This window comes from Denitratisoma oestradiolicum, assembly GCF_902813185.1.
Classification (GTDB): Bacteria; Pseudomonadota; Gammaproteobacteria; order Burkholderiales; family Rhodocyclaceae; genus Denitratisoma; species Denitratisoma oestradiolicum.
This window is the reverse complement of record NZ_LR778301.1, coordinates 942,951-966,948: the sequence shown is the minus strand read 5'-3', so window position 1 is coordinate 966,948 and position 23,998 is coordinate 942,951. Positions and strand designations below refer to the sequence as shown.

The 23,998-nt window shown below is 62.3% G+C and carries 20 protein-coding genes, 1 tRNA gene and 1 CRISPR repeat array; of the genes, 9 read left to right on the top strand and 12 right to left on the bottom strand.

The features are described from left to right. Positions 1 to 101: 101 nt before the first annotated feature. The 7 genes from DENOEST_RS04470 (at position 102) to DENOEST_RS04440 (ending at position 7,357) form a co-directional block, all read left to right on the top strand. Positions 102 to 1,397, top strand: coding sequence for a putative bifunctional diguanylate cyclase/phosphodiesterase (locus DENOEST_RS04470; protein ID WP_145771705.1), 1,296 nt, complete (start codon positions 102 to 104; stop codon positions 1,395 to 1,397). Further along, positions 1,394 to 2,287: an HDOD domain-containing protein gene (locus tag DENOEST_RS04465; RefSeq protein ID WP_145771704.1), complete on the top strand. Its 894-nt coding sequence runs from the start codon at positions 1,394 to 1,396 to the stop codon at positions 2,285 to 2,287. Before DENOEST_RS04470 ends, DENOEST_RS04465 begins: the two co-directional genes overlap by 4 nt. A 147-nt stretch (positions 2,288 to 2,434) precedes the next feature. Beyond that, a complete protein-coding gene (locus DENOEST_RS04460) occupies positions 2,435 to 4,759 on the top strand; it encodes a Tex family protein (RefSeq protein WP_145771703.1) in 2,325 nt (774 codons plus the stop codon). 1 nt (position 4,760) lies between these two features. After that, positions 4,761 to 5,108, top strand: a complete 348-nt coding sequence (locus tag DENOEST_RS04455) for an ArsC family reductase (protein WP_145771702.1) — start codon at positions 4,761 to 4,763, stop codon at positions 5,106 to 5,108. Between the two features lie 82 nt (positions 5,109 to 5,190). Beyond that, positions 5,191 to 6,033 (top strand): Hsp33 family molecular chaperone HslO, encoded by an 843-nt coding sequence (gene hslO, locus DENOEST_RS04450; RefSeq protein ID WP_145771701.1) that lies wholly within the window; start codon positions 5,191 to 5,193, stop codon positions 6,031 to 6,033. 135 nt (positions 6,034 to 6,168) lie between these two features. Continuing rightward, positions 6,169 to 6,918, top strand: a complete 750-nt coding sequence (locus DENOEST_RS04445; protein ID WP_145771700.1) for a fused MFS/spermidine synthase — start codon at positions 6,169 to 6,171, stop codon at positions 6,916 to 6,918. Positions 6,919 to 6,925: 7 nt separating this feature from the next. Beyond that, positions 6,926 to 7,357: a ribonuclease HI family protein gene (locus DENOEST_RS04440; protein ID WP_145771699.1), complete on the top strand. Its 432-nt coding sequence runs from the start codon at positions 6,926 to 6,928 to the stop codon at positions 7,355 to 7,357. A gap of 80 nt (positions 7,358 to 7,437) precedes the next feature. Here the strand turns inward: DENOEST_RS04440 and DENOEST_RS04435 are convergent. Next, a tRNA-Asp gene (locus tag DENOEST_RS04435) sits at positions 7,438 to 7,514 on the bottom strand. Between the two features lie 87 nt (positions 7,515 to 7,601). Between DENOEST_RS04435 and DENOEST_RS04430 the strand changes: the two genes are divergently transcribed. Beyond that, complete coding sequence (locus DENOEST_RS04430) at positions 7,602 to 8,771, top strand: glutaredoxin domain-containing protein (protein WP_145771698.1); 1,170 nt, start codon at positions 7,602 to 7,604, stop codon at positions 8,769 to 8,771. Between the two features lie 9 nt (positions 8,772 to 8,780). Next, a complete protein-coding gene (locus DENOEST_RS04425) occupies positions 8,781 to 9,977 on the top strand; it encodes an MFS transporter (protein ID WP_197970522.1) in 1,197 nt (398 codons plus the stop codon). Between the two features lie 3 nt (positions 9,978 to 9,980). Here the strand turns inward: DENOEST_RS04425 and DENOEST_RS20095 are convergent, their stop codons facing one another. The 11 genes from DENOEST_RS20095 to casA all read right to left on the bottom strand — a co-directional run bounded on the left by DENOEST_RS20095 (position 9,981) and on the right by casA (position 23,992). Next, the gene (locus tag DENOEST_RS20095) at positions 9,981 to 10,670 is read right to left on the bottom strand and encodes an FUSC family protein (protein ID WP_232096439.1); all 690 of its coding nucleotides are present in this window, start codon (positions 10,668 to 10,670) and stop codon (positions 9,981 to 9,983) included. Between the two features lie 29 nt (positions 10,671 to 10,699). Further along, the gene (locus DENOEST_RS20090; protein WP_232096438.1) at positions 10,700 to 11,023 is read right to left on the bottom strand and encodes a hypothetical protein; all 324 of its coding nucleotides are present in this window, start codon (positions 11,021 to 11,023) and stop codon (positions 10,700 to 10,702) included. 195 nt (positions 11,024 to 11,218) lie between these two features. Then, a CRISPR array of direct repeats spans positions 11,219 to 17,351; the repeat unit is 29 nt; unit sequence CGGTTCATCCCCGCGCATGCGGGGAACAC. A gap of 81 nt (positions 17,352 to 17,432) precedes the next feature. Then, complete coding sequence (gene cas2e, locus DENOEST_RS04415; RefSeq protein ID WP_145771557.1) at positions 17,433 to 17,732, bottom strand: type I-E CRISPR-associated endoribonuclease Cas2e; 300 nt, start codon at positions 17,730 to 17,732, stop codon at positions 17,433 to 17,435. Then, positions 17,713 to 18,633: a type I-E CRISPR-associated endonuclease Cas1e gene (cas1e, locus tag DENOEST_RS04410; protein ID WP_197970520.1), complete on the bottom strand. Its 921-nt coding sequence runs from the start codon at positions 18,631 to 18,633 to the stop codon at positions 17,713 to 17,715. Before cas1e ends, cas2e begins: the two co-directional genes overlap by 20 nt. A 6-nt stretch (positions 18,634 to 18,639) precedes the next feature. Next, the gene (locus tag DENOEST_RS04405) at positions 18,640 to 18,840 is read right to left on the bottom strand and encodes a DUF3368 domain-containing protein (RefSeq protein ID WP_145771558.1); all 201 of its coding nucleotides are present in this window, start codon (positions 18,838 to 18,840) and stop codon (positions 18,640 to 18,642) included. Then, the gene (locus DENOEST_RS04400; RefSeq protein ID WP_145771559.1) at positions 18,830 to 19,171 is read right to left on the bottom strand and encodes a hypothetical protein; all 342 of its coding nucleotides are present in this window, start codon (positions 19,169 to 19,171) and stop codon (positions 18,830 to 18,832) included. Before DENOEST_RS04400 ends, DENOEST_RS04405 begins: the two co-directional genes overlap by 11 nt. A 14-nt stretch (positions 19,172 to 19,185) precedes the next feature. After that, positions 19,186 to 19,962 (bottom strand): type I-E CRISPR-associated protein Cas6/Cse3/CasE, encoded by a 777-nt coding sequence (gene cas6e, locus DENOEST_RS04395; protein WP_145771560.1) that lies wholly within the window; start codon positions 19,960 to 19,962, stop codon positions 19,186 to 19,188. Continuing rightward, on the bottom strand, positions 19,959 to 20,693 hold the full coding sequence (gene cas5e / locus DENOEST_RS04390) for a type I-E CRISPR-associated protein Cas5/CasD (RefSeq protein ID WP_197970519.1): 735 nt from the start codon (positions 20,691 to 20,693) through the stop codon (positions 19,959 to 19,961). The genes cas6e and cas5e overlap by 4 nt, the downstream gene beginning before the upstream one ends. Beyond that, a complete protein-coding gene (gene cas7e / locus DENOEST_RS04385; RefSeq protein ID WP_145771561.1) occupies positions 20,686 to 21,735 on the bottom strand; it encodes a type I-E CRISPR-associated protein Cas7/Cse4/CasC in 1,050 nt (349 codons plus the stop codon). The genes cas5e and cas7e overlap by 8 nt, the downstream gene beginning before the upstream one ends. A gap of 33 nt (positions 21,736 to 21,768) precedes the next feature. Continuing rightward, the gene (gene casB, locus DENOEST_RS04380) at positions 21,769 to 22,347 is read right to left on the bottom strand and encodes a type I-E CRISPR-associated protein Cse2/CasB (protein WP_170228252.1); all 579 of its coding nucleotides are present in this window, start codon (positions 22,345 to 22,347) and stop codon (positions 21,769 to 21,771) included. Beyond that, the gene (gene casA / locus DENOEST_RS04375; protein ID WP_170228253.1) at positions 22,337 to 23,992 is read right to left on the bottom strand and encodes a type I-E CRISPR-associated protein Cse1/CasA; all 1,656 of its coding nucleotides are present in this window, start codon (positions 23,990 to 23,992) and stop codon (positions 22,337 to 22,339) included. Before casA ends, casB begins: the two co-directional genes overlap by 11 nt. Positions 23,993 to 23,998 lie beyond the last annotated feature (6 nt).

The window sequence follows — 23,998 nt, the reverse complement described above, 5'->3', positions numbered from 1 at the left end:
CTGGGTAGTAAAAAGGCCTTTAACGACCTTATTTCGTAATATTCTCCCGATCCCGATGATGCAGAATTCATTGCCTTTCATTCTTGCCTGAACGCATGCCCATGACCCGCAGCGATCCAAGCACCGGGGTTCTCGACCGGTACGGATGCCTGGAACTGGTGACCAAACTCGCAGCCTGGGCAGAAGGCAGCCATAAACCCCTAGTGGCATTGTGGATAGATCTGGACCGCTTCCGCCAGATCAATGAGTCCTTCGGCCACCTGGGGGGCGACAACATGATCGTGCAGATCGCCGAACGGCTTAAATCCAGACTCTACGGCCGAGCCGAGCTGGCCCGCATGGGGGGCGACGAATTCGTCTGCCTGGCCCCAAATCTGGACCGGCACCATGCGGAAGACCTGGCCCGGGAAGTTCTGCAAGTCATCGAGCTGCCCCTGCGCCTGGGGGAGATCCTGCTGCATCCCTCAGCCAGCATCGGCATTGCCATCCTGGAATCCGGCGAGGACCCCTTCGTCTTCCTGGAGCGCACCGACCAGGCCATGATTGCCGCCAAGCGCCAGGGGGGCAACCGTTATGTCTTTTCCGGTGACGAGCCCATGCCGGGCCGTCTGGGCATCCTGCTGGCGCGGGAGGAACTGGACATCGAAAACAAGCTGCATACCGCCCTGGAGACCGGGGGCCTGCGTCTGCACTACCAGCCCATCCTGGGCTTCGACGGCCGCATCGAGGCGATCGAAGCCTTGATGCGCTGCACTGTTGATGGCGAGCAGATTCCACCGGCCAAATTCATCCCCGTGGCGGAAAAGACCGGCCTGGTGATCCGCATCGGCGAATGGAGCCTGCTCCAGGGCGCCCAGTACGCCCGTCAGTTGCAGGACGCCGGCTTGCGCACCAAGGTGGCCATCAATGTTTCCCGTGCCCAGTTGCTGGCGCCCAAGTTCGCCCAGGCCCTCCATGGCGCCCTGCTCTGCGCCGACGTGACGCCGGAACTGATCGAACTGGAACTGACCGAATCCCTCTTCATGGACATCTCGGATGCCGTGCAGAACAACCTGCGCAGCGCCAGGGAGTGCGGCGTCGGCCTGGCCATCGACGACTTCGGCACCGGCTACTCCTGCCTGGCCAACCTGAAGGACATTCCCGCCACCAAGCTCAAGCTTGACCGGGCCTTCGTCCAGGTACTACCCGAGGACCGCCGCGCCCTGGCCGTGATCCGGGCCATGACCCAATTGGGCAGAGAACTGGGCATGACCATCGTTGCCGAAGGCGTGGAAAACCGGGAACAACTCGAAGCCCTGGAGGAAGCCGGCGTGGATGCGGTCCAGGGCTACTACCATGCCCGCCCCATGGATGAAGACGCGCTGCACATCTGGCTGCAAGAAAGGAAGCTCCCATGAGTGAAGGAATCGGCATTTCGACATCCGCGGTGGACAGCCATCGGGTCGGGGCTCTGCTGGAAAGCTCCATCCGGGACATCGACATTCCGCCCCGCCCCGCCATCCTGGAGCGGATCGTCACCGAGATGCACAGGGATGAACCGGACTTCATGCACCTCAGCATCATCATCAGCGCCGATGTCAGCCTGGCGGCGGGACTGATCAAGACCGCCAACTCCCCCTATTTCGGCATCCGGCGCAAGGTGCGTTCCATCAAGGAAGCCCTGATGGTCCTGGGTCTGCGCGCTGCCAGCCACGCCATCGCCGGCCTGGTGCTGCGTCAGATTTTCCCTCCCACTCCGACCATGGAGCGCTTCTGGGACTCCTCGGCCCGCATCGCCCGGCTCTCCGGCTGGCTGGCCCAGCACAACCCGGGGGGCGTCTGGGTGCAGCCCGAGGATGCCTACACCTTCGGCCTGTTCCGCGACTGCGGCATTCCCGTGCTGCTCAAGCGCATCCATCATTACCCGGAAATCCTCGACGACGCCAACCGGGACGCCATCCTCGCCTTCACCGCCGTCGAGGAAGCCGCCCTGCCCACCAACCACGCCATTGTCGGTTGTCTGCTGGCCCAGAGCTGGTGGCTACCCGAGGAACTGTGCCTGGCCATCCGCCATCACCACAATGGAACGGCCCTGGAGGAGAACGGCAGCGAGATTCCCGTCATTTCCCAGGGACTGATCGCCCATGCCCAACTGGCCGAGTATCTGGTGCAGCATCACACGGGACGCAGCCTGACCCGTGAATGGGACAAGCTGGGGGACGCCTGCCTACGCCTGCTCAATCTGACCGAGGAAAATCTCGAACGGTTGCGCGAGGAATCCGCCGAGGTCGCCACCGCCGAGGATTAAGGAAATGCTGATTTATTCGTCACCCCGGCGAAACTGGATTTAGTCAGCACCTCCTTAGCCTTTTCCGGTAGCCCTCCCCGCGTTGCCTTTGCCCGTGCCTTGGTGCATAGTTCGCGCCTCTTTTTTGGCCACACCAGAAACATTCTCATGCTGCCTCCCATCGAACACCGCATCGCCGAGGAACTCGGCGTGCGTCCCCAGCAGGTCTTTGCCGCCGTCCAGTTGCTCGACGAGGGCGCCACCGTGCCCTTCATTTCCCGCTACCGCAAGGAAGCCACCGACGGCCTGGACGACACCCAGTTGCGCAACCTGGAAGAGCGCCTCACCTACCTGCGGGAACTGGAGGAGCGGCGCGCGGCCATCATCGCCAGCGTGGACGAGCAGGGCAAGCTGAGCCCGGAACTGCGGGTCGAACTGGAAAACGCCGAAACCAAGCAGCGCCTGGAAGACCTCTATCTGCCCTACAAGCCCAAGCGCCGCACCAAGGCCCAGATGGCACGGGAAGCGGGCCTGGAGCCCCTGGCCGACGCTCTGATGGCGGACCCCACCCTGTCGCCGGAGGAAGAAGCGGCCAAGTATGTGAACACCGCCACCGAGCCGCCGGAACAGCATGTGCCGGACATCAAGGCCGCCCTGGAGGGCGCGCGCCAGATTCTGATGGAGCGCTTCGCCGAGGACGCCACCCTGCTGGAAAAGCTGCGCACCTACCTCAACGACTACGGCCTCCTGGTCTCCGCCGTGGTGGAAGGCAAGGAAACGGAGGGCGCCAAGTTCCGCGACTGGTTCGAGTTCAGGGAAGCCATCAAGGACATGCCCTCCCACCGGGCCCTGGCCCTGCTCCGGGGCCGCAACGAAGGCGTGCTGCGCCTGGCCCTGAAGACCGAGGCGGAACTGGAAGACCCGCCCCGCAGCTCTCCCTGTGAAGCCATGGTGTCGGGCCATTTCGGCCTGAAGGACCAGGGCCGCGCCGCCGACCGCTGGCTGCTGGAAACCGCCCGCTGGGCCTGGATGGTCAAGCTCTCCCTGCATCTGGAACTGGAACTGATGAACCAGTTGCGGGAACGCGCCGAGGAGGAAGCCATCCGCGTCTTCGGCCGCAACCTGCATGATCTGCTGCTGGCCGCCCCCGCCGGTCCTCGGGCCACCCTGGGCCTGGACCCGGGCATCCGCACCGGCTGCAAGATCGCCGTGGTGGACAAGACCGGCAAGGTACTGGATACGGCTACGGTCTATCCCCACGAGCCGCGCCGGGACTGGCAGGGAGCGCTGGCCACCCTGGCCGTGCTGTGCAAAAAGCACGGCGTGGACCTGATTGCCATCGGCAACGGCACCGCCAGTCGGGAGACCGACAAGCTGGCCGGCGAGCTGATCAAGGGCCTGCCCGAGCTGGGCATCACCAAGGTGGTGGTGTCCGAGGCCGGGGCCTCGGTGTATTCCGCCTCGGAGCTGGCCGCCAAGGAATTCCCCGAGCTGGACGTGTCCCTGCGGGGCGCCGTGTCCATCGCCCGCCGCCTGCAGGACCCCCTGGCCGAACTGGTAAAAATCGATCCCAAGTCCATCGGCGTCGGCCAGTACCAGCACGACGTCAATCAGTCCCGTCTGGCCCGTGCCCTGGACGCCATCGTCGAGGACTGCGTGAACTCCGTCGGCGTGGATGTGAATACCGCTTCGGTGCCGTTATTGACCCGAATCTCCGGCCTCAACACGACCCTGGCCGGCAACATCGTGGCCTATCGGGACCAGCACGGCGCCTTCAAGAGCCGCAAGCAATTGAAGGACGTGCCCCGCCTGGGAGAGAAGACCTTCGAGCAGGCTGCCGGCTTCCTGCGCGTCATGGGGGGCGACAATCCCCTGGACGCCTCGGCTGTGCACCCGGAAGCCTATCCGGTGGTGGAACGCATCCTGGCCGACATCCAGAAGGGCGTGAAGGAAGTGATCGGCGACAGCCGCGCCGTCAAGGCCCTGAACCCGGCCAAATATACCGACGAGAAATTCGGCCTGCCCACGGTGCAGGACATCCTCAAGGAACTGGAAAAACCCGGCCGCGATCCCCGCCCCGAATTCAAGACCGCCTCCTTCAAGGACGGCGTGGAGGACCTGAAGGACCTGCTGCCCGGCATGCAACTGGAAGGCGTGGTCACCAACGTCACCAACTTCGGCGCCTTCGTGGACATCGGCGTGCACCAGGACGGTCTGGTCCATGTCTCGGCCCTGTCCAGCAAGTTCGTCAAGGACCCTCATACCATCGTCAAGGCCGGCGACGTGGTCAAGGTCAAGGTGCTGGAAGTGGATGTGGCCCGGAAACGCATCGCCCTGACCATGCGCCTTACCGACGAGGTGGCGCCCCGCAGCCCGCATGATGCACGCCCTGGCGGCCCGCGCCCGGGAGGCAACAGGGCGCCCGCCCCCCGGCGGGAACCGGAAGCCGCCGGCGCCATGGCGGCGGCCTTCGCCAAACTCAAGCGAGGTTGAGATGAGCGTTACCCTCTACGGCATCAAGAATTGCAGCACCATGAAAAAGGCCTTCGACTGGTGCGAGGAACGGGGTATCGAGTACGCATTCCACGACTACCAGAAGCTGGGCGTGCCCCGGGAGCGGCTGGTGCTGTGGTGCCAGGCCGTGGGCTGGAAGACCCTGGTGAACACCAAGGGCACCACCTACCGCAAGCTCAGCCCGGAGCAGCAGGAAATCACCACCCAGAGCAAGGCCGTGGCGCTGATGCTGGAATATCCGAGCCTGATCAAGCGTCCCGTGGTGGAGGCCGAAGGCCAGTTGCTGGTGGGCTTCGACCCGGCCCTGTTCGCCAGCTTCGTAAAATGAGCCCACCCCGACAACCTCGCTGCACTCGGTTCTCCCCTCAAGGGGCAAGAAAACTCGGGGCGGCCCTGCGTTTTCTTTGACCATGGACACCATCCACCGCTTCCTGTTCGAGGATCTCGATATCCGCGGCGCCCTGGTGCGCCTGGGCCCGGCCTGGCGAGCCATGACAGCCGGGCGGGGCTATGCACCAGTGGTGAAGGAACTGCTGGGGGAACTGGCTGCGGTCAGCACCCTTATCGGCAACAATCTGAAGACACCGGGCCGGCTGACCTTCCAGGTCCAGGGCCATGGCGCCGTGAGCCTCTTGGTGGTGGATTGCGACGAACAGTTGCGCCTGCGCGGCGCGGCCCGGGCGCCGGCAGAACTGGCGTCGATGCCGGTGCCCCATCTGCTGGGGGACGGCCAGTTGGTGCTGAGCCTGCAAACCGACAGCGCCCAGCAGCCCTATCAGAGCTATGTGCCCCTGGAGGGCGAGACCCTGGCTGCGATCTTCGAACATTATCTGGCCCAGTCCGAGCAGACGCCGGCCCGGTTGTGGCTTGCCGCCGATGGCGAACATGCCTGCGGGCTGTTCCTGCAAAAGCTGCCCCAGGCCGACGAGCGCGATGCCGACGGCTGGAACCGGGTGTGCCAACTGGCGGCCACGGTAAAGCCTGATGAACTGGTCCTGCCGGCGGAGACCCTGCTGGGCCGGCTGTTCCCGGAGGAAACGATCCGTCTGTTCGAGGCCCGGCCGGTCAGCTATCACAGCCCCCGGGATGAAACCAAGGTGCTGGAGATGCTCCACTCCCTGGGTCGGGAGGAATTGAAATCCATCCTGGCGGAACGGGGTGAGATTCACATCCACGACGAGATCGGCAACCACGAATACCGCTTTGGCCCGGAACTGCTGGGCCAGCTTTTCCCGCCACCGACCCTGCACTGATGAACATGGAGCCAAGCCTCTCCTCGATGGTGAAACCCGTCACCCCGGCGCAAGCCGGGGTCCAGGAGGGATGCCGAATGAACCTCTGGATTCCGGCATTCGCCGGAATGACGCGTACACGGTAATTCCGCACTGATGAATATCGAGATCAGCGAGGAAGCGGGGGTCCGCTATCTGCATTTCGGTTCCGACTGGGTGCAGGGCGCCATGCGCATCGCCCGGCCCTGGTCCCTGGAGCTGGAATACACCCGGGAGATGATGGCCTGCCTGCTGCTGCGGGCGGAACCCGAGTGGCCACGCCGGGTGCTGCTGATCGGCCTGGGGGCCGGCTCCCTGACCAAATTCCTGCGCCGCCATCGACCAGAGGCGAAACTCACCGTGGTGGAAATCGAGCCCGCCGTGGTGGCCGTAGCCCAACAGCATTTCAAGCTGCCGACAGAAGACGAGCAACTGCGCATTGAAATCGGCGACGGCGCCGAATACGTGATGAAAAAGGGCCGCCCCTACGACCTGATCCTGGTGGATGGCTTCGATGCCAAGGCCCGGGCCGGTGCCCTGGATACCCTGCCCTTCTATCTCAACTGCCAGGCCCGGCTCTCCAACCAGGGCCTGCTGGTGTGCAACCTGCTCGCCCGTCACAAGGGTTTCCGTGCCAGCCTGGAGCGCCTGCAACAGGCCTTCGACCAGCGCGCCATCGCCTTTCCCTCCTGCGACAGCGGTAACACCGTCGCCTTCGCCGCCCGGGGCGAGACAATCGCCCTGCCCCTGGAGGAATTGCGGACCTCGACCCAGGCCCTGAAGGCATCCACGGGCCTCAACCTGCTGCCCACCCTGACCCGGCTTGAGCAATCCAGCACCTGCGCCGGCGGCTTGCTGTCCCTTTGAACCGCCAATGAACGAGGAGCGCCCACACTGGCAGCTCTGGGTGGACGGCACCGCCCTGCCCAATCCGGGGCGCATCGGTGTCGGCATTGTGCTGATCGATCCCGATGGCTGGCGCGAGACCCACGCCATCCCATTGGGCCGACAGGGCTGCAACAACGAGGCGGAGCTGCACGCCCTCTGCGCCGGACTGGACCGGGCACGGGCAGCGGGTGCGGATCATCTGGAGATCATCAGCGACAGCGACTTCGTGGTGCAGCATGTGCGGGGACGCCAGACCACTGGGGTATCCCGCCTGATTCCCCTGATCGAAGCCGCACGAGGAAAAATGGATCACTTCCTCAGTGCCGACCTGTGCTGGGTACCTCGTCACCGCATCCAGGAGGCGGACAAGCTGGCCCGCCAGTCACTGGGGCTGCAGGCGAAAACCAACCAGGGCTAACCATTGCACGGAAGATAATCGCACGGAAGATAATCCGGCAACAAAAAAGCGCCCCGGAGGGCGCTTTTTTGAGAGATATTTGGCGGAGCGGACGGGACTCGAACCCGCGACCCCCGGCGTGACAGGCCGGTATTCTAACCAACTGAACTACCGCTCCGCAGCGGAAGAGCTGCGCATTATTCCAGCTTTCAAATGCTCAGGCAAGAGGATCGGCAACTTTTTTCAAAACCACGGAGATTTCTTCTTGAACACACGACTGCCCGATAAATTCCTCTCCAGGTTCATGAGCCAGCTTCACTTGATCCTGGCCCTGTGCTGCTGCCTGTGGATCGTCCTGCCGGGCCAGGCGACAGCGGCACTCGACCAGACAATGGAAATCGAGATATTCGTCAGCACCGGCTGCCCTCATTGCGCGGCGGCAAGATCCTTCATCGACGAACTGGCCCATGAACGCCGCGACCTGAAAATCACCATCACCGATATTCACCAGGACCCCTCGGCCACCGTCCGCCTGCAAGCTCTGTCCCAAGCTGCCGGCGTGATGCAGCCGGGCGTTCCCACCCTGCATATCGGCAGCGAGATCATCGTCGGATTCGATACGCCTGCCACCACCGGCGCCGACATCCGCCGCGCACTGGAGCGCAGGTCCGCAGCCTCCCCCAATGGGAACCCGGCCCCATCGGGCACGGTGGAGATTCCCTTCACCGGCCAGCAGCTCAGCGTCGAGACTCTCGGACTGCCCCTGTTCACCATCGTGATCGGACTGCTGGACGGGCTCAACCCCTGCGCCATGTGGGTGCTGGTTCTGATGCTCTCCCTGCTGGCCAGTCTCGGTGACCGGCGCCGGATGTTGGCCGTCGCCGGCAGCTTCGTGCTGGTGCAGGGCCTTGCCTACTTCGCCTTCATGGCGGCCTGGCTCAATCTGTTCCTGCTGATCGGTCTGTCTCGTCTCTCCGAAGCGCTCATCGGCGCCATCGCCCTGATCGCCGGACTGATCAATCTGAAGGATTTTCTCCGGCCCGGCCGGGGCATCAGCCTGTCGATTCCCGCCGCGGCCCGGCCCGGCATCTATGCCCGGCTGCGGGCCATCCTCCAGGCCGAACGGACCGGGTTCGCCGTGGCCGGCGCGGTGCTGCTGGCCATGCTGGTACAGGTGGTCGAACTGATGTGCACCTCGGGCTTCCCCGCCCTCTACACCCGCATCCTGACCCTGCGCCAACTCGATACCGCAAGCTACTACGGCTATCTGGTGCTCTACAACCTCATGTACATGTTCGATGACGTCGTCGTACTGGGCATCGGCGTGGCAACCTTGAGCCAGCACCGACTCCAGGAACGGGAAGGCCGCCTGCTGAAACTCATCGCCGGCCTGGCCATGGCCGGTCTCGGCACCTACTTGCTGATGCGCCACTGAACAGCCCCCATGTCCGCCTCGCCCCCATTACCCTCGCGATCCGGCCTGCCGCCCGCCATCTGGATGCTGGGCGGGGTCAGCCTGCTGATGGATATTTCCTCCGAACTGATCCACAGCCTGCTGCCGGTGTTCCTGATCACCTCCCTGGGCGCCAGCGCCTTCGCCATCGGCTTGATCGAAGGCGTGGCGGAAGCCACCGCCCTGATCGTCAAGGTCTTCTCGGGCATGCTCTCCGACTACTGGGGTCGGCGCAAACCCCTGGCCCTGCTGGGCTACAGCCTGGGCGCCCTGTCCAAACCCCTTTTCGCCCTGGCTACCAGCAGCGGCATGGTCCTCGCCGCCAGGCTCATCGACCGGGTCGGCAAGGGCATCCGGGGCGCGCCCCGGGATGCCCTGGTGGCGGACATCGCCCCCGCCACAATGCGCGGCGCCGCCTTCGGCCTGCGCCAGTCCCTAGACACGGTGGGCGCCTTCCTCGGCCCCCTGCTGGCCATGGGCCTGATGCTGCTGTGGGCCAACGACTTCCGGGCCGTGTTCTGGGTGGCCATCATTCCTGGCTTCCTCGCCGTGGCCCTGCTGCTGTTCGGCGTGCGGGAACCCGAGCGACCACCGGGGCATGCCACCGTCAATCCGATCCGGCGGGAAAATCTGCGCCAGTTGTCCTCCGCCTACTGGTGGGTGGTGGTCATCGGCGCCACCTTCACCCTGGCGCGATTTTCCGAGGCCTTCCTGATCCTGCGCGCCCAGCAGGGCGGCCTGCCCCTGGCCATGACACCCCTGGTCCTGATCGGCATGAACGCCGTCTATGCCCTCTCGGCCTATCCCCTCGGACGGCTCTCGGATCGCATCGACCATCGCAAGCTCCTGGCATCGGGCCTGCTCCTGCTGATGGGCGCTGACCTGGCCCTGGCCTACAGCAACCACTGGCATTGGGTCTGGCTGGGCATCAGCCTCTGGGGCCTGCACATGGGCATCACCCAGGGCCTGCTGGCCCGGATGGTGGCCGACGCCGCGCCAGCACCCCTGCGCGGCACCGCCTATGGCTTCTTCAATCTGATCAGCGGCCTGGCGATGCTCCTGGCCAGCGTCCTGGCCGGGCTGCTGTGGGACAGGTTCGGCGCCGACTGGACTTTCCTGGCAGGCGGCGTGTTCAGCGGCATTGCGCTGCTGGTGATGATGTTGCGCGGTTCAAACCGTAATAGCTGAATCTCATCGCAGGAGTCGTGATGGGGACAGTCGCCGAAGCTGGCGCCCCACAACGGTCCGGAATCGCGGGCTATGCAGGCAGACACCGCCAATCAACCCCACCACTGCGCCGAGCACGGTATCCAGCAGGCGCGCCATGAGCAAGGTATCCAGTGGGCCATGCCCAAGCCGAGTGGCCTCGGCAAGCAGGATGGTCAGGGGCGTAATGAAGATGACGGCCAGTCCGTAGTGCCTGACCACCAGGGTCTCGATCAGGAAAGCCAGCACCATCATGATCAGCGAGACACTCCATTTATCCAGGGGCAAGCTCAACAAGGCCCATGCCAGAAGCAGCCCGAGGCCGGTGCCGACGGTACGGTGCACTTGTTTAGTCCACACCATCCGCAACGACGCTCCCTGGATTACAGCCAGGCAACTCACCGGCACCCAATAGGCCCGCTCCATCTGCAATGCCTGGGCCAAAGCCAGGGAAATGCCAACGAATACTCCGATCACCACCGAATCGAAAACGACGTAGTCGAAGGTCGCCGGCGGCAAGGGGCTGGTGGGCTGCGGCGCTTGCCTCCGCAAAATGTGGATGCTGTAGAAGAATGCAATCAGGCAGGCCAGCAGACACCCCATGGTCAGCAACCCGACGAAGAGGGGCAGCTGCAAAACCTCGATCGGCGAATAGGCACCAATCGCGGCGGCCATGACAAAAAACAGGCTGCCCGGCGGCCCGATCACATGAACCGGCACACCATCGAAACCAGAATGGCGATAAAGGCCAGCACGGGTACCAGCAGTACCGGGAAAAAGTGCCCCATCACCCCCAGGGCATAGCAGGCGCTCATGCCGAAGGCGGATGCCATCAGCGACACCATGCGATGGGACAGCGGCGTGTTGGGCGCATAGAGAAACACCAGCCCACCCAGGGACGAAACAAGTCCGTAATCCATGTGATCGAAATAAGCCCCGACCAGAAGCGGCAGGCCCGTGGCAAGAGCCGCGCAGAACGGCATCTGCCAGCGCCGGTCACTGGCGTTGATCGTCGCCAGATGGAGCATTTCCCTTCGCATCAGCGACTGAAATTCCTCCCATCCCCGCCAGTTCATCGCTCGTCGACCTTTTGAATGTGTGTGGCTGCATTCTGGACGAGTCGTGCCCAAGCAGATCAGCCCATGAGGGAAATTTCATCAGGGGAAAAGGGAATCGTCGTACTCTCTCAACCCAGATGGTTACACACTCGGTCTCTGCATTGAAAGTTTATCCCCGCGCGTGCGGGGAACACCGGGGAGCGCGCACGGCATCGGTGGGGCTGGTCGGTTCATCCCCGCGCATGCGGGGAACACCTGGTGACGGATGCCACCCATCTGGTGATGGACGGTTCATCCCCGCGCATGCGGGGAACACTGCCGTGGATTTCCGAAGCTGCACAAACTCGCCGGTTCATCCCCGCGCATGCGGGGAACACACCAACACCGTCGCCCGCAAAGCGCTGTCCACCGGTTCATCCCCGCGCATGCGGGGAACACTCGGGCTGGCCACGCCGGTAGCTGTGCCCATGCGGTTCATCCCCGCGCATGCGGGGAACTCGCGGCGTTGTGGTTCCAGCGGGCACTCAACATCGGTTCATCCCCGCGCATGCGGGGAACACGTGGCCAGCACCTTGTACTGCCCGGCGGCGGGCGGTTCATCCCCGCGCATGCGGGGAACACGGCTCCTTCAGTCGATTGATCCAGTTCATTTTCGGTTCATCCCCGCGCATGCGGGGAACACCATGGAGAATAATGGTTGGCATATCAGGTCCCCGGTTCATCCCCGCGCATGCGGGGAACACGCTATGTGGACTCCGGAGCCTGTTCAGAATGTCGGTTCATCCCCGCGCATGCGGGGAACACGTCATGAAGTCGACCCAGTTCTGGGTCGCGGCCGGTTCATCCCCGCGCATGCGGGGAACACGGCGAGTTTGATTCTCAAAAAATCGCCGGACACGGTTCATCCCCGCGCATGCGGGGAACACCTCTGCATTGGACCATCGGCCAGGCAAATGAGCGGTTCATCCCCGCGCATGCGGGGAACACGTGAACATCCCGGTCGGCGGGACTCTGCGATTCGGTTCATCCCCGCGCATGCGGGGAACACGTGGTCTCTGATCAGCTTCTTGTACGAGGTTACGGTTCATCCCCGCGCATGCGGGGAACACAGGTAACGGCCATCTCTGCAGGGCTGAAGAAGCGGTTCATCCCCGCGCATGCGGGGAACACTGGGATTAGAGAATTAAAGACATTCTCAGCCTCGGTTCATCCCCGCGCATGCGGGGAACACTTCCGGGTGCCTCGCCCGAATCACCGCCCACACGGTTCATCCCCGCGCATGCGGGGAACACTGGTGTCGAAAGCTCCGAATGCGCAGCAAAAGCGGTTCATCCCCGCGCATGCGGGGAACACGAGAGGATCTCTGCCGCGGCCATGAGCGCATCCGGTTCATCCCCGCGCATGCGGGGAACACTGCTGTTGGGGTTGTTCTTGTCCGCCACGCATCGGTTCATCCCCGCGCATGCGGGGAACACTGGTGTGTAATGCGTTAGCTGCGCCGTTCGAACGGTTCATCCCCGCGCATGCGGGGAACACTCCATCCTTATCGGTGAACTCTCTCAATGTCACGGTTCATCCCCGCGCATGCGGGGAACACGCAGCCACAAGCCCCAGCGGATTCATCCCGCCCGGTTCATCCCCGCGCATGCGGGGAACACAGTTGCTCGACGCTCACCTCTCGGCCAGATCCCGGTTCATCCCCGCGCATGCGGGGAACACAACCCACATGCGCCAATCTGTGAAAATGTAGGCGGTTCATCCCCGCGCATGCGGGGAACACGCCCACGCCGTCATATTCCCTGCCCGGGTCAACGGTTCATCCCCGCGCATGCGGGGAACACTACCCAGTGACGGTATAGAGCGTTGATTCTGGCGGTTCATCCCCGCGCATGCGGGGAACACATGAAACATAACCCGTCATTCAACCCGGACGCCGGTTCATCCCCGCGCATGCGGGGAACACGACATGGATTCTGCCCTGAAATACGCCGCCACCGGTTCATCCCCGCGCATGCGGGGAACACGCGGGGTAGTCAAGCTGATCATCAAAGAGGAGCGGTTCATCCCCGCGCATGCGGGGAACACACTGGTGGTACAACAACGGCAAAGCTCTCTGGCGGTTCATCCCCGCGCATGCGGGGAACACGCTGATGTTGTCGCCTTTGTTTTTCGGAACCTGCGGTTCATCCCCGCGCATGCGGGGAACACCTGACGGAACCGTTGCGCAGGCCCTGGAAGAGCGGTTCATCCCCGCGCATGCGGGGAACACACGTAGCCACCTGCGAGCAGTGCGGAGACTGTCGGTTCATCCCCGCGCATGCGGGGAACACTGGTCCATCAGCCATATTCGGGAACGGGCAGCCGGTTCATCCCCGCGCATGCGGGGAACACGATTTGATCGTTGCCGCGCTGGTGAATGTGGTCGGTTCATCCCCGCGCATGCGGGGAACACGTTTCGAGGTCCAGGCGCCTGAGGTGGGGCGGCGGTTCATCCCCGCGCATGCGGGGAACACGGGATCAAGTGATGGCTAGGAATCATGCAACTCGGTTCATCCCCGCGCATGCGGGGAACACGTAGAAACCAGACGGAACCCCGGTGTATCCGCCGGTTCATCCCCGCGCATGCGGGGAACACGCGCCGACGACGATCAGTTTTCTACGAAGCGCCGGTTCATCCCCGCGCATGCGGGGAACACTCCGGCAGAGATTCCGCCCACTCGATAGCCGCCGGTTCATCCCCGCGCATGCGGGGAACACATGTTCAGGAAAACATTTGATCGCGTAGATTTCGGTTCATCCCCGCGCATGCGGGGAACACGTCAGGTATCTCGACCTGAAGTCCTCAAAATCCGGTTCATCCCCGCGCATGCGGGGAACACGTCGCCCCCATCGCCGCTCCGGTAGCTGCCGCCGGTTCATCCCCGCGCATGCGGGGAACACCTGTTCCAGGGTTTTCAGCAGGTCGGCTCTCTCGGTTCATCCCCGCGCATGCGGGGAACACCCGGAAACGGTGGAAACGGCGCGGATGTAACGCGGTTCATCCCCGCGCATGCGGGGAACACGATTCGATCAGCGCAGGTTCGGAGCCTGCAATGCGGTTCATCCCCGCGCATGCGGGGAACACGTGATGCTCATTCCCAGATTCTCATGCAGATGCGGTTCATCCCCGCGCATGCGGGGAACACGGCCTGCCGCAGCCAGGAAAGAGCGCCTGTTTCGGTTCATCCCCGCGCATGCGGGGAACACAACGCTGGAGTATCTGGCGCCCCGATCCTGATCGGTTCATCCCCGCGCATGCGGGGAACACTTTCCCTCCTCAATTCTGCGCACCGCCCAAGCCGGTTCATCCCCGCGCATGCGGGGAACACATCCGAAGGTTGAGACCCAAGAAGGGCACCACCGGTTCATCCCCGCGCATGCGGGGAACACGACCTCCAACAGTTTGAGTTTGCTGCAACAATCGGTTCATCCCCGCGCATGCGGGGAACACTACCTGAGCCGTGGTAGCCATCCGAATCTGGCCGGTTCATCCCCGCGCATGCGGGGAACACTAGTTCGTCCGCGAAATTCATAGCCTCGCCTCCGGTTCATCCCCGCGCATGCGGGGAACACGTGGTAATCCGCGTCGCGCAGCGCCGCCGCGATGGTTCATCCCCGCGCATGCGGGGAACACCGAACGCCGAGCAACTGGACCTGTTGGGAAACCGGTTCATCCCCGCGCATGCGGGGAACACGGGCTCGATCCAAAATTCCTCCCTTGGAACGCCGGTTCATCCCCGCGCATGCGGGGAACACCAATCCCGAAGCGATGGAAGAATCGCCGATAACGGTTCATCCCCGCGCATGCGGGGAACACAAGGCCATTGCCAAGAAGCTGGAAAAGGAAGGCGGTTCATCCCCGCGCATGCGGGGAACACGGTGGATTCGGATTCGGCCCCATGGCATAAACCGGTTCATCCCCGCGCATGCGGGGAACACCGGAGCTTTCGTTCTTTGAACTCCGGCAGATACGGTTCATCCCCGCGCATGCGGGGAACACTGGTGTGTAATGCGTTAGCTGCGCCGTTCGAACGGTTCATCCCCGCGCATGCGGGGAACACTCCATCCTTATCGGTGAACTCTCTCAATGTCACGGTTCATCCCCGCGCATGCGGGGAACACGCCTGTAGCGCCACCATGTCTTCGCGCTCCGCCGGTTCATCCCCGCGCATGCGGGGAACACCTATGCCTTCAGAAATAACGCTGGCGGAACTGCGGTTCATCCCCGCGCATGCGGGGAACACGTACTGGGCATTGCCGCCATTTATCGCGTCGTCGGTTCATCCCCGCGCATGCGGGGAACACCTATGGGGCGGGCGCCTCGAATGGCGCGGGGACGGTTCATCCCCGCGCATGCGGGGAACACCAGTCCAGCGGACGCCGTGCCGGCGCCGCTGACGGTTCATCCCCGCGCATGCGGGGAACACACCGTAACCTCTTCGTCGGCGATCTGGATAATCGGTTCATCCCCGCGCATGCGGGGAACACGTGATGCCCATTCCCAGATTCTCATGCAGATGCGGTTCATCCCCGCGCATGCGGGGAACACATACCCAGGAACACGAATCCATCCATTTATAATCGGTTCATCCCCGCGCATGCGGGGAACACGCCAGTTTTCACATGGCTGATCGTCCGGCGAGCGGTTCATCCCCGCGCATGCGGGGAACACGCCGGTTTCACGCTTTGTTTGCGCTCCACGGCCGGTTCATCCCCGCGCATGCGGGGAACACGACACCGCGGGAACCTACACGGCGGGGCAGTACGGTTCATCCCCGCGCATGCGGGGAACACATCGCCTCCGGTGACGGCTTAACCCCAAGTTGCGGTTCATCCCCGCGCATGCGGGGAACACACTACCCCGCCCTCATCTAGAACGGCGGATTTCGGTTCATCCCCGCGCATGCGGGGAACACAGTTGGCGCGGCCCTGCCGGGCCGATCCATTCCGGTTCATCCCCGCGCATGCGGGGAACACGTTGCATGGTGGGCCTCCTGTGTGATGGTCCGCGGTTCATCCCCGCGCATGCGGGGAACACGTGGGGCCGATATTGGCGCACTCGGCAGGATGCGGTTCATCCCCGCGCATGCGGGGAACACATCGTTGGCGGCCTGCAATTCCTGCAACATGGCGGTTCATCCCCGCGCATGCGGGGAACACACATCATCCATCAATTTCACAATGCGCCCGTCCGGTTCATCCCCGCGCATGCGGGGAACACGCACCGATACCGACGTTTCACTTCACCAGTGCCCGGTTCATCCCCGCGCATGCGGGGAACACTTTTTCGACCTCGCCATTTTCAGCCTTCAGGCCGGTTCATCCCCGCGCATGCGGGGAACACACCCTGATGGGGGCCGGTGCCCTGGCCGTGATCGGTTCATCCCCGCGCATGCGGGGAACACCTGCCAACGTCCGACCCGGCCATCATTGCGGACGGTTCATCCCCGCGCATGCGGGGAACACCGGGGGCACCATTGACGTTTTTCTGTATTTCGCGGTTCATCCCCGCGCATGCGGGGAACACGACATCGGCACCAGCCGCCCGGCCAATGAGGACGGTTCATCCCCGCGCATGCGGGGAACACCCAGCCTTCTGGCACCGCAGCCGCTGGCGGGGCGGTTCATCCCCGCGCATGCGGGGAACACCCCGGGAGGGGTAGACGGTGGTCATGTCGATGCGGTTCATCCCCGCGCATGCGGGGAACACTCATGCAGCCTCCTGTAGCGCACGGAAGTTGCCGGTTCATCCCCGCGCATGCGGGGAACACGGGTACAAATTCCATGCGCTGATTCGGCGAGACGGTTCATCCCCGCGCATGCGGGGAACACAACAACCATTCGTAATACGCGCTGATATGGGGCGGTTCATCCCCGCGCATGCGGGGAACACTCAGCAGAGATCGCTGCGGACTGCTGATAATTCGGTTCATCCCCGCGCATGCGGGGAACACTGAGCGAACCCTACGGGAAATTGCTCGGCTGGCGGTTCATCCCCGCGCATGCGGGGAACACAGCCGTTCCGCCGCCAGTTCCCCGCGTTCCCGCGGTTCATCCCCGCGCATGCGGGGAACACCCTTGCGCCTCCCTCGGCGTTGTCCCATCGTACGGTTCATCCCCGCGCATGCGGGGAACACTCAATGGCGGCGCATAGCGTGGCGTTCGATGTCGGTTCATCCCCGCGCATGCGGGGAACACGAGATAGACGGCTCCGGAATGAGCCTCTACTGCGGTTCATCCCCGCGCATGCGGGGAACACACTTCCCGTACGTAATTGATTCCGTACAGGAAAAACAAGGCGTCGGATTCTACCGACTCCTTTATTCCAAAGTCCAGGTTGTTAAGGAGCTTTCAGACTGTCCTCAAGTGGGAGAAACGAAACCAGTTTGGCGCCGTCCAGTTCCAGTGGAACTCGGCGATTGGCTCCCAGCGTCAGAAAGTCGAAACCCGCTTCATTATTGGCACGCCAGGCCATGACCGCATTGCCTTCGCCGATGCCCGCCTCTACGTGTGTCCAGATGTGCTCACGCACCTTGGCGGAATAGTTGCCGATATAGACCCCGGCCCGGACTTCAAGCAGCCAGACGGCCAACCTTCCCCGCAGCCGTGGCGGCGCGTTTTCAAGAACGATGACCAGCATCGCCAATGGGCTTGGGTTCAGGAATGGCAGGACCGACCTGTTCCGGGGCGGCTTGGGGCGGTTCGATTCCTCCAGCGGACAACATTTCCTCAATGGCGGGAATGATGCGTTCCAGCAGGCGCGTCTCACGAAAGATGTCGCGACAGCGCAAACGCACTTCCCGCTCGGGATTGGCGCCACGGGCGGCAGCCACCTTGAAGGCAACAGGTACTACGGTTTCAAACTTGAAAACATCGGCCACGTCGTAGACGAAAGACAACGGCTTGCCCGTATGAATGAAGCCGACTGCCGGCGCATAGCCGGCGGCCAGCACCGCCGCTTCGGTTACGCCATAAAGACTGGCCGTGGCTGCTGAAAGGCAGCGATTGGGCAGATCCCCCGCATCCCATGCCTCGACATCGTAATTCCGGGCACGCCATTCAACACCGTATTGAGCCGCCAGACGCTTATACAACTCGCGTACCCGCGCACCTTCGATTCCGCGAAGCTGCTCCACCGAGCGCCGCTGGGGCGGCTCTTCGCCGAAACGCATGGCGTACATCTTGCGCACCACTTTGAGCCGCAGATCATCATCCAGCGCCAGCCGTGCCTGGTAAAGCAGCCGATCCGAGCGGGCGCCGCCCGGTTGGCCGGCGGAATAGAGCCGCACGCCGGCCTCTCCGATCCATACCAGCAGCGTCCCCACCCGCGCCGCCAGTGCACAGGCCATATGGGAAACCCGGGTGCCCGGCTCCAGCATCAGGCAGGCCACACCACCGACCGGAATGTGGGTGCGGACGCCCGTTACATCCACCACAACGAAAGCGCCATCGAGCACATCGAGCTGTCCCTTCTCGATGTAAAGGATGGACAGCCGCTCCTTGATGGGGATGGGGCGCAGGGGTGGGAGCAAGTCGGCCATAGACACCTATTCGCCGAGTTCCGCCAACACTTGCTCAACGACTGCCACAGGAAGCCGATAGCCTGAATCGGACAGGCTTTTCAGCAGAGGACGCAGCGAACCAACAGCACCGGACGTCCGCGCTCGAACCAGCAGACTCAGGGTGCCGACCAGGGGCACCGCCAACTGATTAGCTGCACGACATGCGCGCAGATCGTCAATGAGCATCGTTGCCTCCAATTAGCGTCGCCAGCGCAATCACGCTCCGCTCACCCAGATCGATCCCACTCCTGAGCAATACTTCTGGCAACTGATCCGACGTGATATCTGGATTGGCCACCACGCGAAGCGCCTTCAACTCCAAGGCGTGCGTCAACCGCTCACCTTCCTTTCCCCTCGGTTTGCGGGTGACCTCATCCCACACCGATGCGGTAACAAGCACCTCGGCAAAATACCGCACCGGCAACTGGAGCAGATCAAGCCGCGCCAGTGCTATCAGTGGCCCGCTATCCGCGATCAGCAAGGGTGTGGGCATAGTCGAGTTCGCGTACAAGTTCATCCGACTCATTCCGATCAAACCCGCCGGACAAGCAACAGGCCACAGCCGAAGGCTTTGGCGGGGCCGATGCCCTCCAGCAAGGCTTTATGGAAACATTCTGGATCGGTTACCGTTAGCCTCCCAGAGAAATCCAATCGGGAAAATTCCGTTTTATTTCCACTTCGAGTAGTGAAGCGTTCTTGCTGATAGCTACTGGCGCTAACCTCGTCGTCAGTTACGGCAAAGCCCAGACGTTCCCCCTGGGCTTCGATCCAGGCAAAGCCGGCAGCGTTTTCCAGTACGGTGGCGTTGTATTCGTACTTCCATGCATCACCGAAAGCTGCCTTGAGTTTCTGCTTGGCGACGAAGACCACATCGTCCCGCTTGCGGCTGCGTGTATCGCGGGGCACCGCCCGGCTTTCGAATTGGCGGCGAGCGAGAAAGGCCGCTTCCGCTTCGGGACTGCGTGTTTCCTTACGATGCACAACCGGATTGGCACGTAGCGAAAACTCGAACTGATCGCCCGCATGCAGCACGGGAGCATAGGCTTTTGTCTCCACGCTCCATAAACTGCTATCGGGATCGGGCGGGCGGCGCGAAACGACAAAGTAGGTTAATGCCCCACCGCTACCCTGGCTTTCTTCACGGCGATAAAGGAAATCGCGCTGTGCATCCGCATCCTTGGGGAAGAACTGCCAAACCATGCGGTGTTCCCGATACAAATCCGAAGTGGCAATCCGCGCTAGGGCACGTATGTCGGCGGTATCGCCTTTCAGGCGCAGGCGGCTGAAATAGTGGCTACCTTGGGTCATTGCGCCCCCTCCTCGATTACGGTGAGCCGATATTCCTCACGCTCGGAAAACTGCCAGCGGCGACGTGAATCCGGTTGATCACGGCGGATCAGCTTCATTACCGTATCTCCCAGCTTCTCGTCGCTGAAGCGTATCCGCTCGCCCTTGCTCAAGTGTTCAAAGATGTCGTCCTTGAACATCGCACCATCGAATGCGGCAGAGATGGAATCGGCCTCGACAATTTGGGGCTGCAATGGCAATGCAAGGGGACAGCTCTTGCGGCCCAGATACAGCACGTAGTGGGGACGTTGCAAGGCTGACGCCATTTCAACCAAGGGGTAAATTGGCGTATCACCCTTCGCCCAAAGGCAGGCGATATAGCTCGCATCCTGCCAATAGTCTCGGTAAGAGAGCGTTGTCGCCAAATCCTCCTTGGGCACCGCCAGTAGCTCCTCCCGGCGACTGACATAGTCGGCTCCCTTGCGTTGCGGCGGGCGCTGCACGGTGTGGTAGTCACGCAGAGGTTGCCCAAAGGATTGCACTTCCACCGCATAGCCATAGTCCTGCGCCAATCGATGCTGCCCATCTTCGTCGTCCCGGCGCAAGCCCAGGGCGGCTGCGGCCAAGCCCAACACGGCGGACTTGGATGGTCGCTCGAAGGATGGCCGTACCTCCCCCACCGCGATGTCACCCCAACTAGCGAGCGGACCGTAGAGCCGGAACATCAGGTAATCGCGGGCCGATTCAGCCACGATAGACCTCGCAGATAAAGGCCTTGAGCGCAGTCAGTGAGCCTTCCGTTTTTTCAGTGTCGACGATCAGGCGCTGACTGGCATCGACACAAGCACCATAGGCAGCGTCCATGTTCTGGGCGGTGCCCTCTAGACACTTGATAGCCGTGTCCAGCATATCCTTGCCAGCCACCGGCTTGAGAAAGGCCACCGACAAGGAACGCGGCTGCTGGCTGCCCCGTTCGGCGCGAATGTAGGAGGCCCGCACTCGATTGCCGAAACGATTCTGCATGCCGGATGGCGAGATGGTCGCCGCCGCCTCAAGCAAGGAGTCAAGCGCGGTGGCGGCCAGAGCCTTGTCCCCCTGAAGGTTTTCGAGCAACAGATTGGTGTCGATGCAGAGATAGAGGTAGAACAGGCCGGCGGCGAAGGGGGTTTCACCCATGTGTCCAGCCCCGGTGTCGTCCTTGGTGTTGAGGTCATCGACGGCGGTAAAAAAGTCGTCTTCGAGCATCACCGCATGAACCGTAATGGCGTTCGCCACCTGGGCCGCTGCCTCGGTATTGGCATCCGGCTTGGCGGCCAGCATGCGCCCGAAGAGCGCTACATCGGCAGATTTGTGGCGGGCCTTGACCAATGCAGAGAATACCTTTTCATCCACGGTTTCACCCGCTGCCAGCTTCGTTGCCAGTGCATCCACTGCAGCTTGCTCTTCCGGCGTGACATGGCATAGCTGCTCAATCTCGACAGAATCTTTCTTGAGTTTGCCGAATTCACCGGCCACTTGGGCCGCGAGTTCGTTGGCCTTGGACTCCACCATCCCGGCAGCAAGCAGCTTATTCCTCACCTCCTCGCCGAGACGCTTGGTACGGATGCCCAGATGCCCGGCCAGCGCGGTATCGAATACCGAGGAGGTCCGCCACGCGCGTTTGAGGCTTTGGGACGAAATGCGCATCCGGTTGACGCCGCCCATCATGGCGGTCTTGGGCTTGCCCGCATCGTCACGATTGGGGTTGGCGGGCGGATAGGAAACCAGCAGATGCAGTTGTACGAATTGGGTCATGACATTCTCCTGTTCAATAGATGGATATTGGGTTCAGCCCAGCAGGGCCTGGTAGTAATCGTTGGCCCAGCGCTTGCGGGTCTGGTCGTTCCAGAACCAGATGTCGCGGGCAAGTATCAGGGGGTTGGCCGTGCGCGCCACCATCGGTAACAGGCGAATCAATAGATCTACCAACTCGTGCCGATCCTCGATACGCAGCAAACGCTTAAAGCGCAATTCGCTGACGACAGGGGTCTCTTCGCCTTCTGACTTTCTGTGGCCCATGAGCGTCGGCAGCGAAGTCATCAGTTCGTTGGGCGCTGGCAAGGTCTTCACGTGCGCAAGCACCCGAGCAACCTCAGGCAGACGGTATTCGTCGCGAAAGTTCTTTGGCAACGCCACCCGCAATTGCTGGTAGCCACGACAGAAAACCACTTCAACATCTGTCTCCGCGCGGCGCAGGTCGGCCCGCACACCGGCCATGCCCGGCTTCATCCCCGTGTATTCCAACTGAGCCAAACTCATGCCTTCGTAGCCCTGAAGCTGGCGCCACCACTCCAGCAGGGCTTTGCCTTCCGGCGTGTTTTCATCAAATACACGGGGTTGTTTTCCCCGATCCTGTTCATCGACCACGTTTTTTCCCCTTTCCTGATTTCTCCGTCTTCTGTTCCTGCTGGGGTAAGCCCAGCAAACCTCGCAATGCATCGCCGAACATCATTCGTTTCAATTGGGCGCGGGCGAAGATCACCGCCTTGACACGCCCATCACTGCTTTCCACGCTGTTCACGGCAGCGTCGAAACACTGCGCCGACAACTGCCCCAGCGTGTTAAGCCAAGACTCCGCCACGGCTTGCTCCTGTGCGACATCTGCGCATTCCAACGCCTTGCGCAGATGCGCGAAGAAGTCAGCCTCTCCCCGCCGCCAGTAGTCGTTCGTCAACGTTTCGTAAAAAGTGCCATCCTTGGGCGTATTGGGCGGATAACTCCAGTTGAGCTTGCCACCACTTTGGCTCGGCTCGCCATAGAAGGCGGCTTTTGCCATGCTGCGTAAATAGCCAAAGGCTTCTCCAGCAGCAGAGACGTAGCCCTTGGAGAGCGTTTCGAATGCTTCTTGCCGCTCAGGCGAGGCCAACAACAGCGGCATCCGAGAATCCACCCAGGCGCGGGCCTTCATGTTGTCGACCATGTTGTATCCAAATGCCCATAGGTCGGCGCTGATGGTACGGCGATAAAAGCTGTTCTTATGGTGGCTCAATATCAGTGCGGGTTTACGGCTACCACCAGTCTTTCCCTCTACATCAGATACGACCACCCCAGCCCAATGTCGAAAGCCGATTCCACCTGCTTGACCATGAATGGGTATCGGTAATGTATCGGCTGCTTTGCGATTGTGAGGAGATAGAACGTGCTCCCAGCCAACGTAGCTCACCCCAAAATTGCGCGCGATGTACTCGGATATCGACTGCTGCCCAATCTCGCCACACAAGTCACAATGCCTTTCGATATTCAAAAATTGCAGGCGAATACGCCGAGGCATTCCCCAATACATCTGCAATAGGTTGGCCTGGGCGGAATTTGGCGTAACACGTTCGTCATTTACACTGGTCAATGTCGGGCCTAGCCAAGGAAATGTCTTCTCCCGCTTCTCTCCATCTGATAGCAACCGATCCTGGGGAAGAATGTTGATCCAGAGGAAATTCCAGAGTCCCGACGGCTGATCACACGGTATTAACAGAGTCGTAATGGGACCACCACCCCGCAGCCCGACGCGGTTTCCCTGGCCTCCACCCGGAGCATTGGTCTGCAAACAAAAGAGCGCGGCCGCTGCGCAATGCGGGCACACGGTAGAAACTACATCTCGCTTGATGAAGTGATCCTTGTTCTCTCTCTCCGTTTTGTCACCGGGCGCATCTATCAGCAGCGATGCGATCGCTTTTTTCTCCGCATCTCGCAAAGTTAGATCCTGCATGAACCGTGGCCCATCGCCATCGAGCACAAAAGCCTCGCGATACTGATAGAAGGCCTGCCGCAACTGCTCCGGCGTCGGTGGCGCATCCCACAACTTGCGCCACGCTTTGTCGTCTTCTGGGGCGAAGGCGGTTTGCAGCAGCCCGATCAAAAACTGGGCAAGCGCGCCATTGAAGTCCGGGCGCGGCGCCGCCAGCGCCGCGTAGCGCAGGCCTTCATCTTCGGCGATTTGCCATGGAGCTATTTTGCCCGGCGCACCATCACGGTCGAGCACAGGTATCCAGCGTTCATCCAGCAAAGAAATCGTCATGCCCCT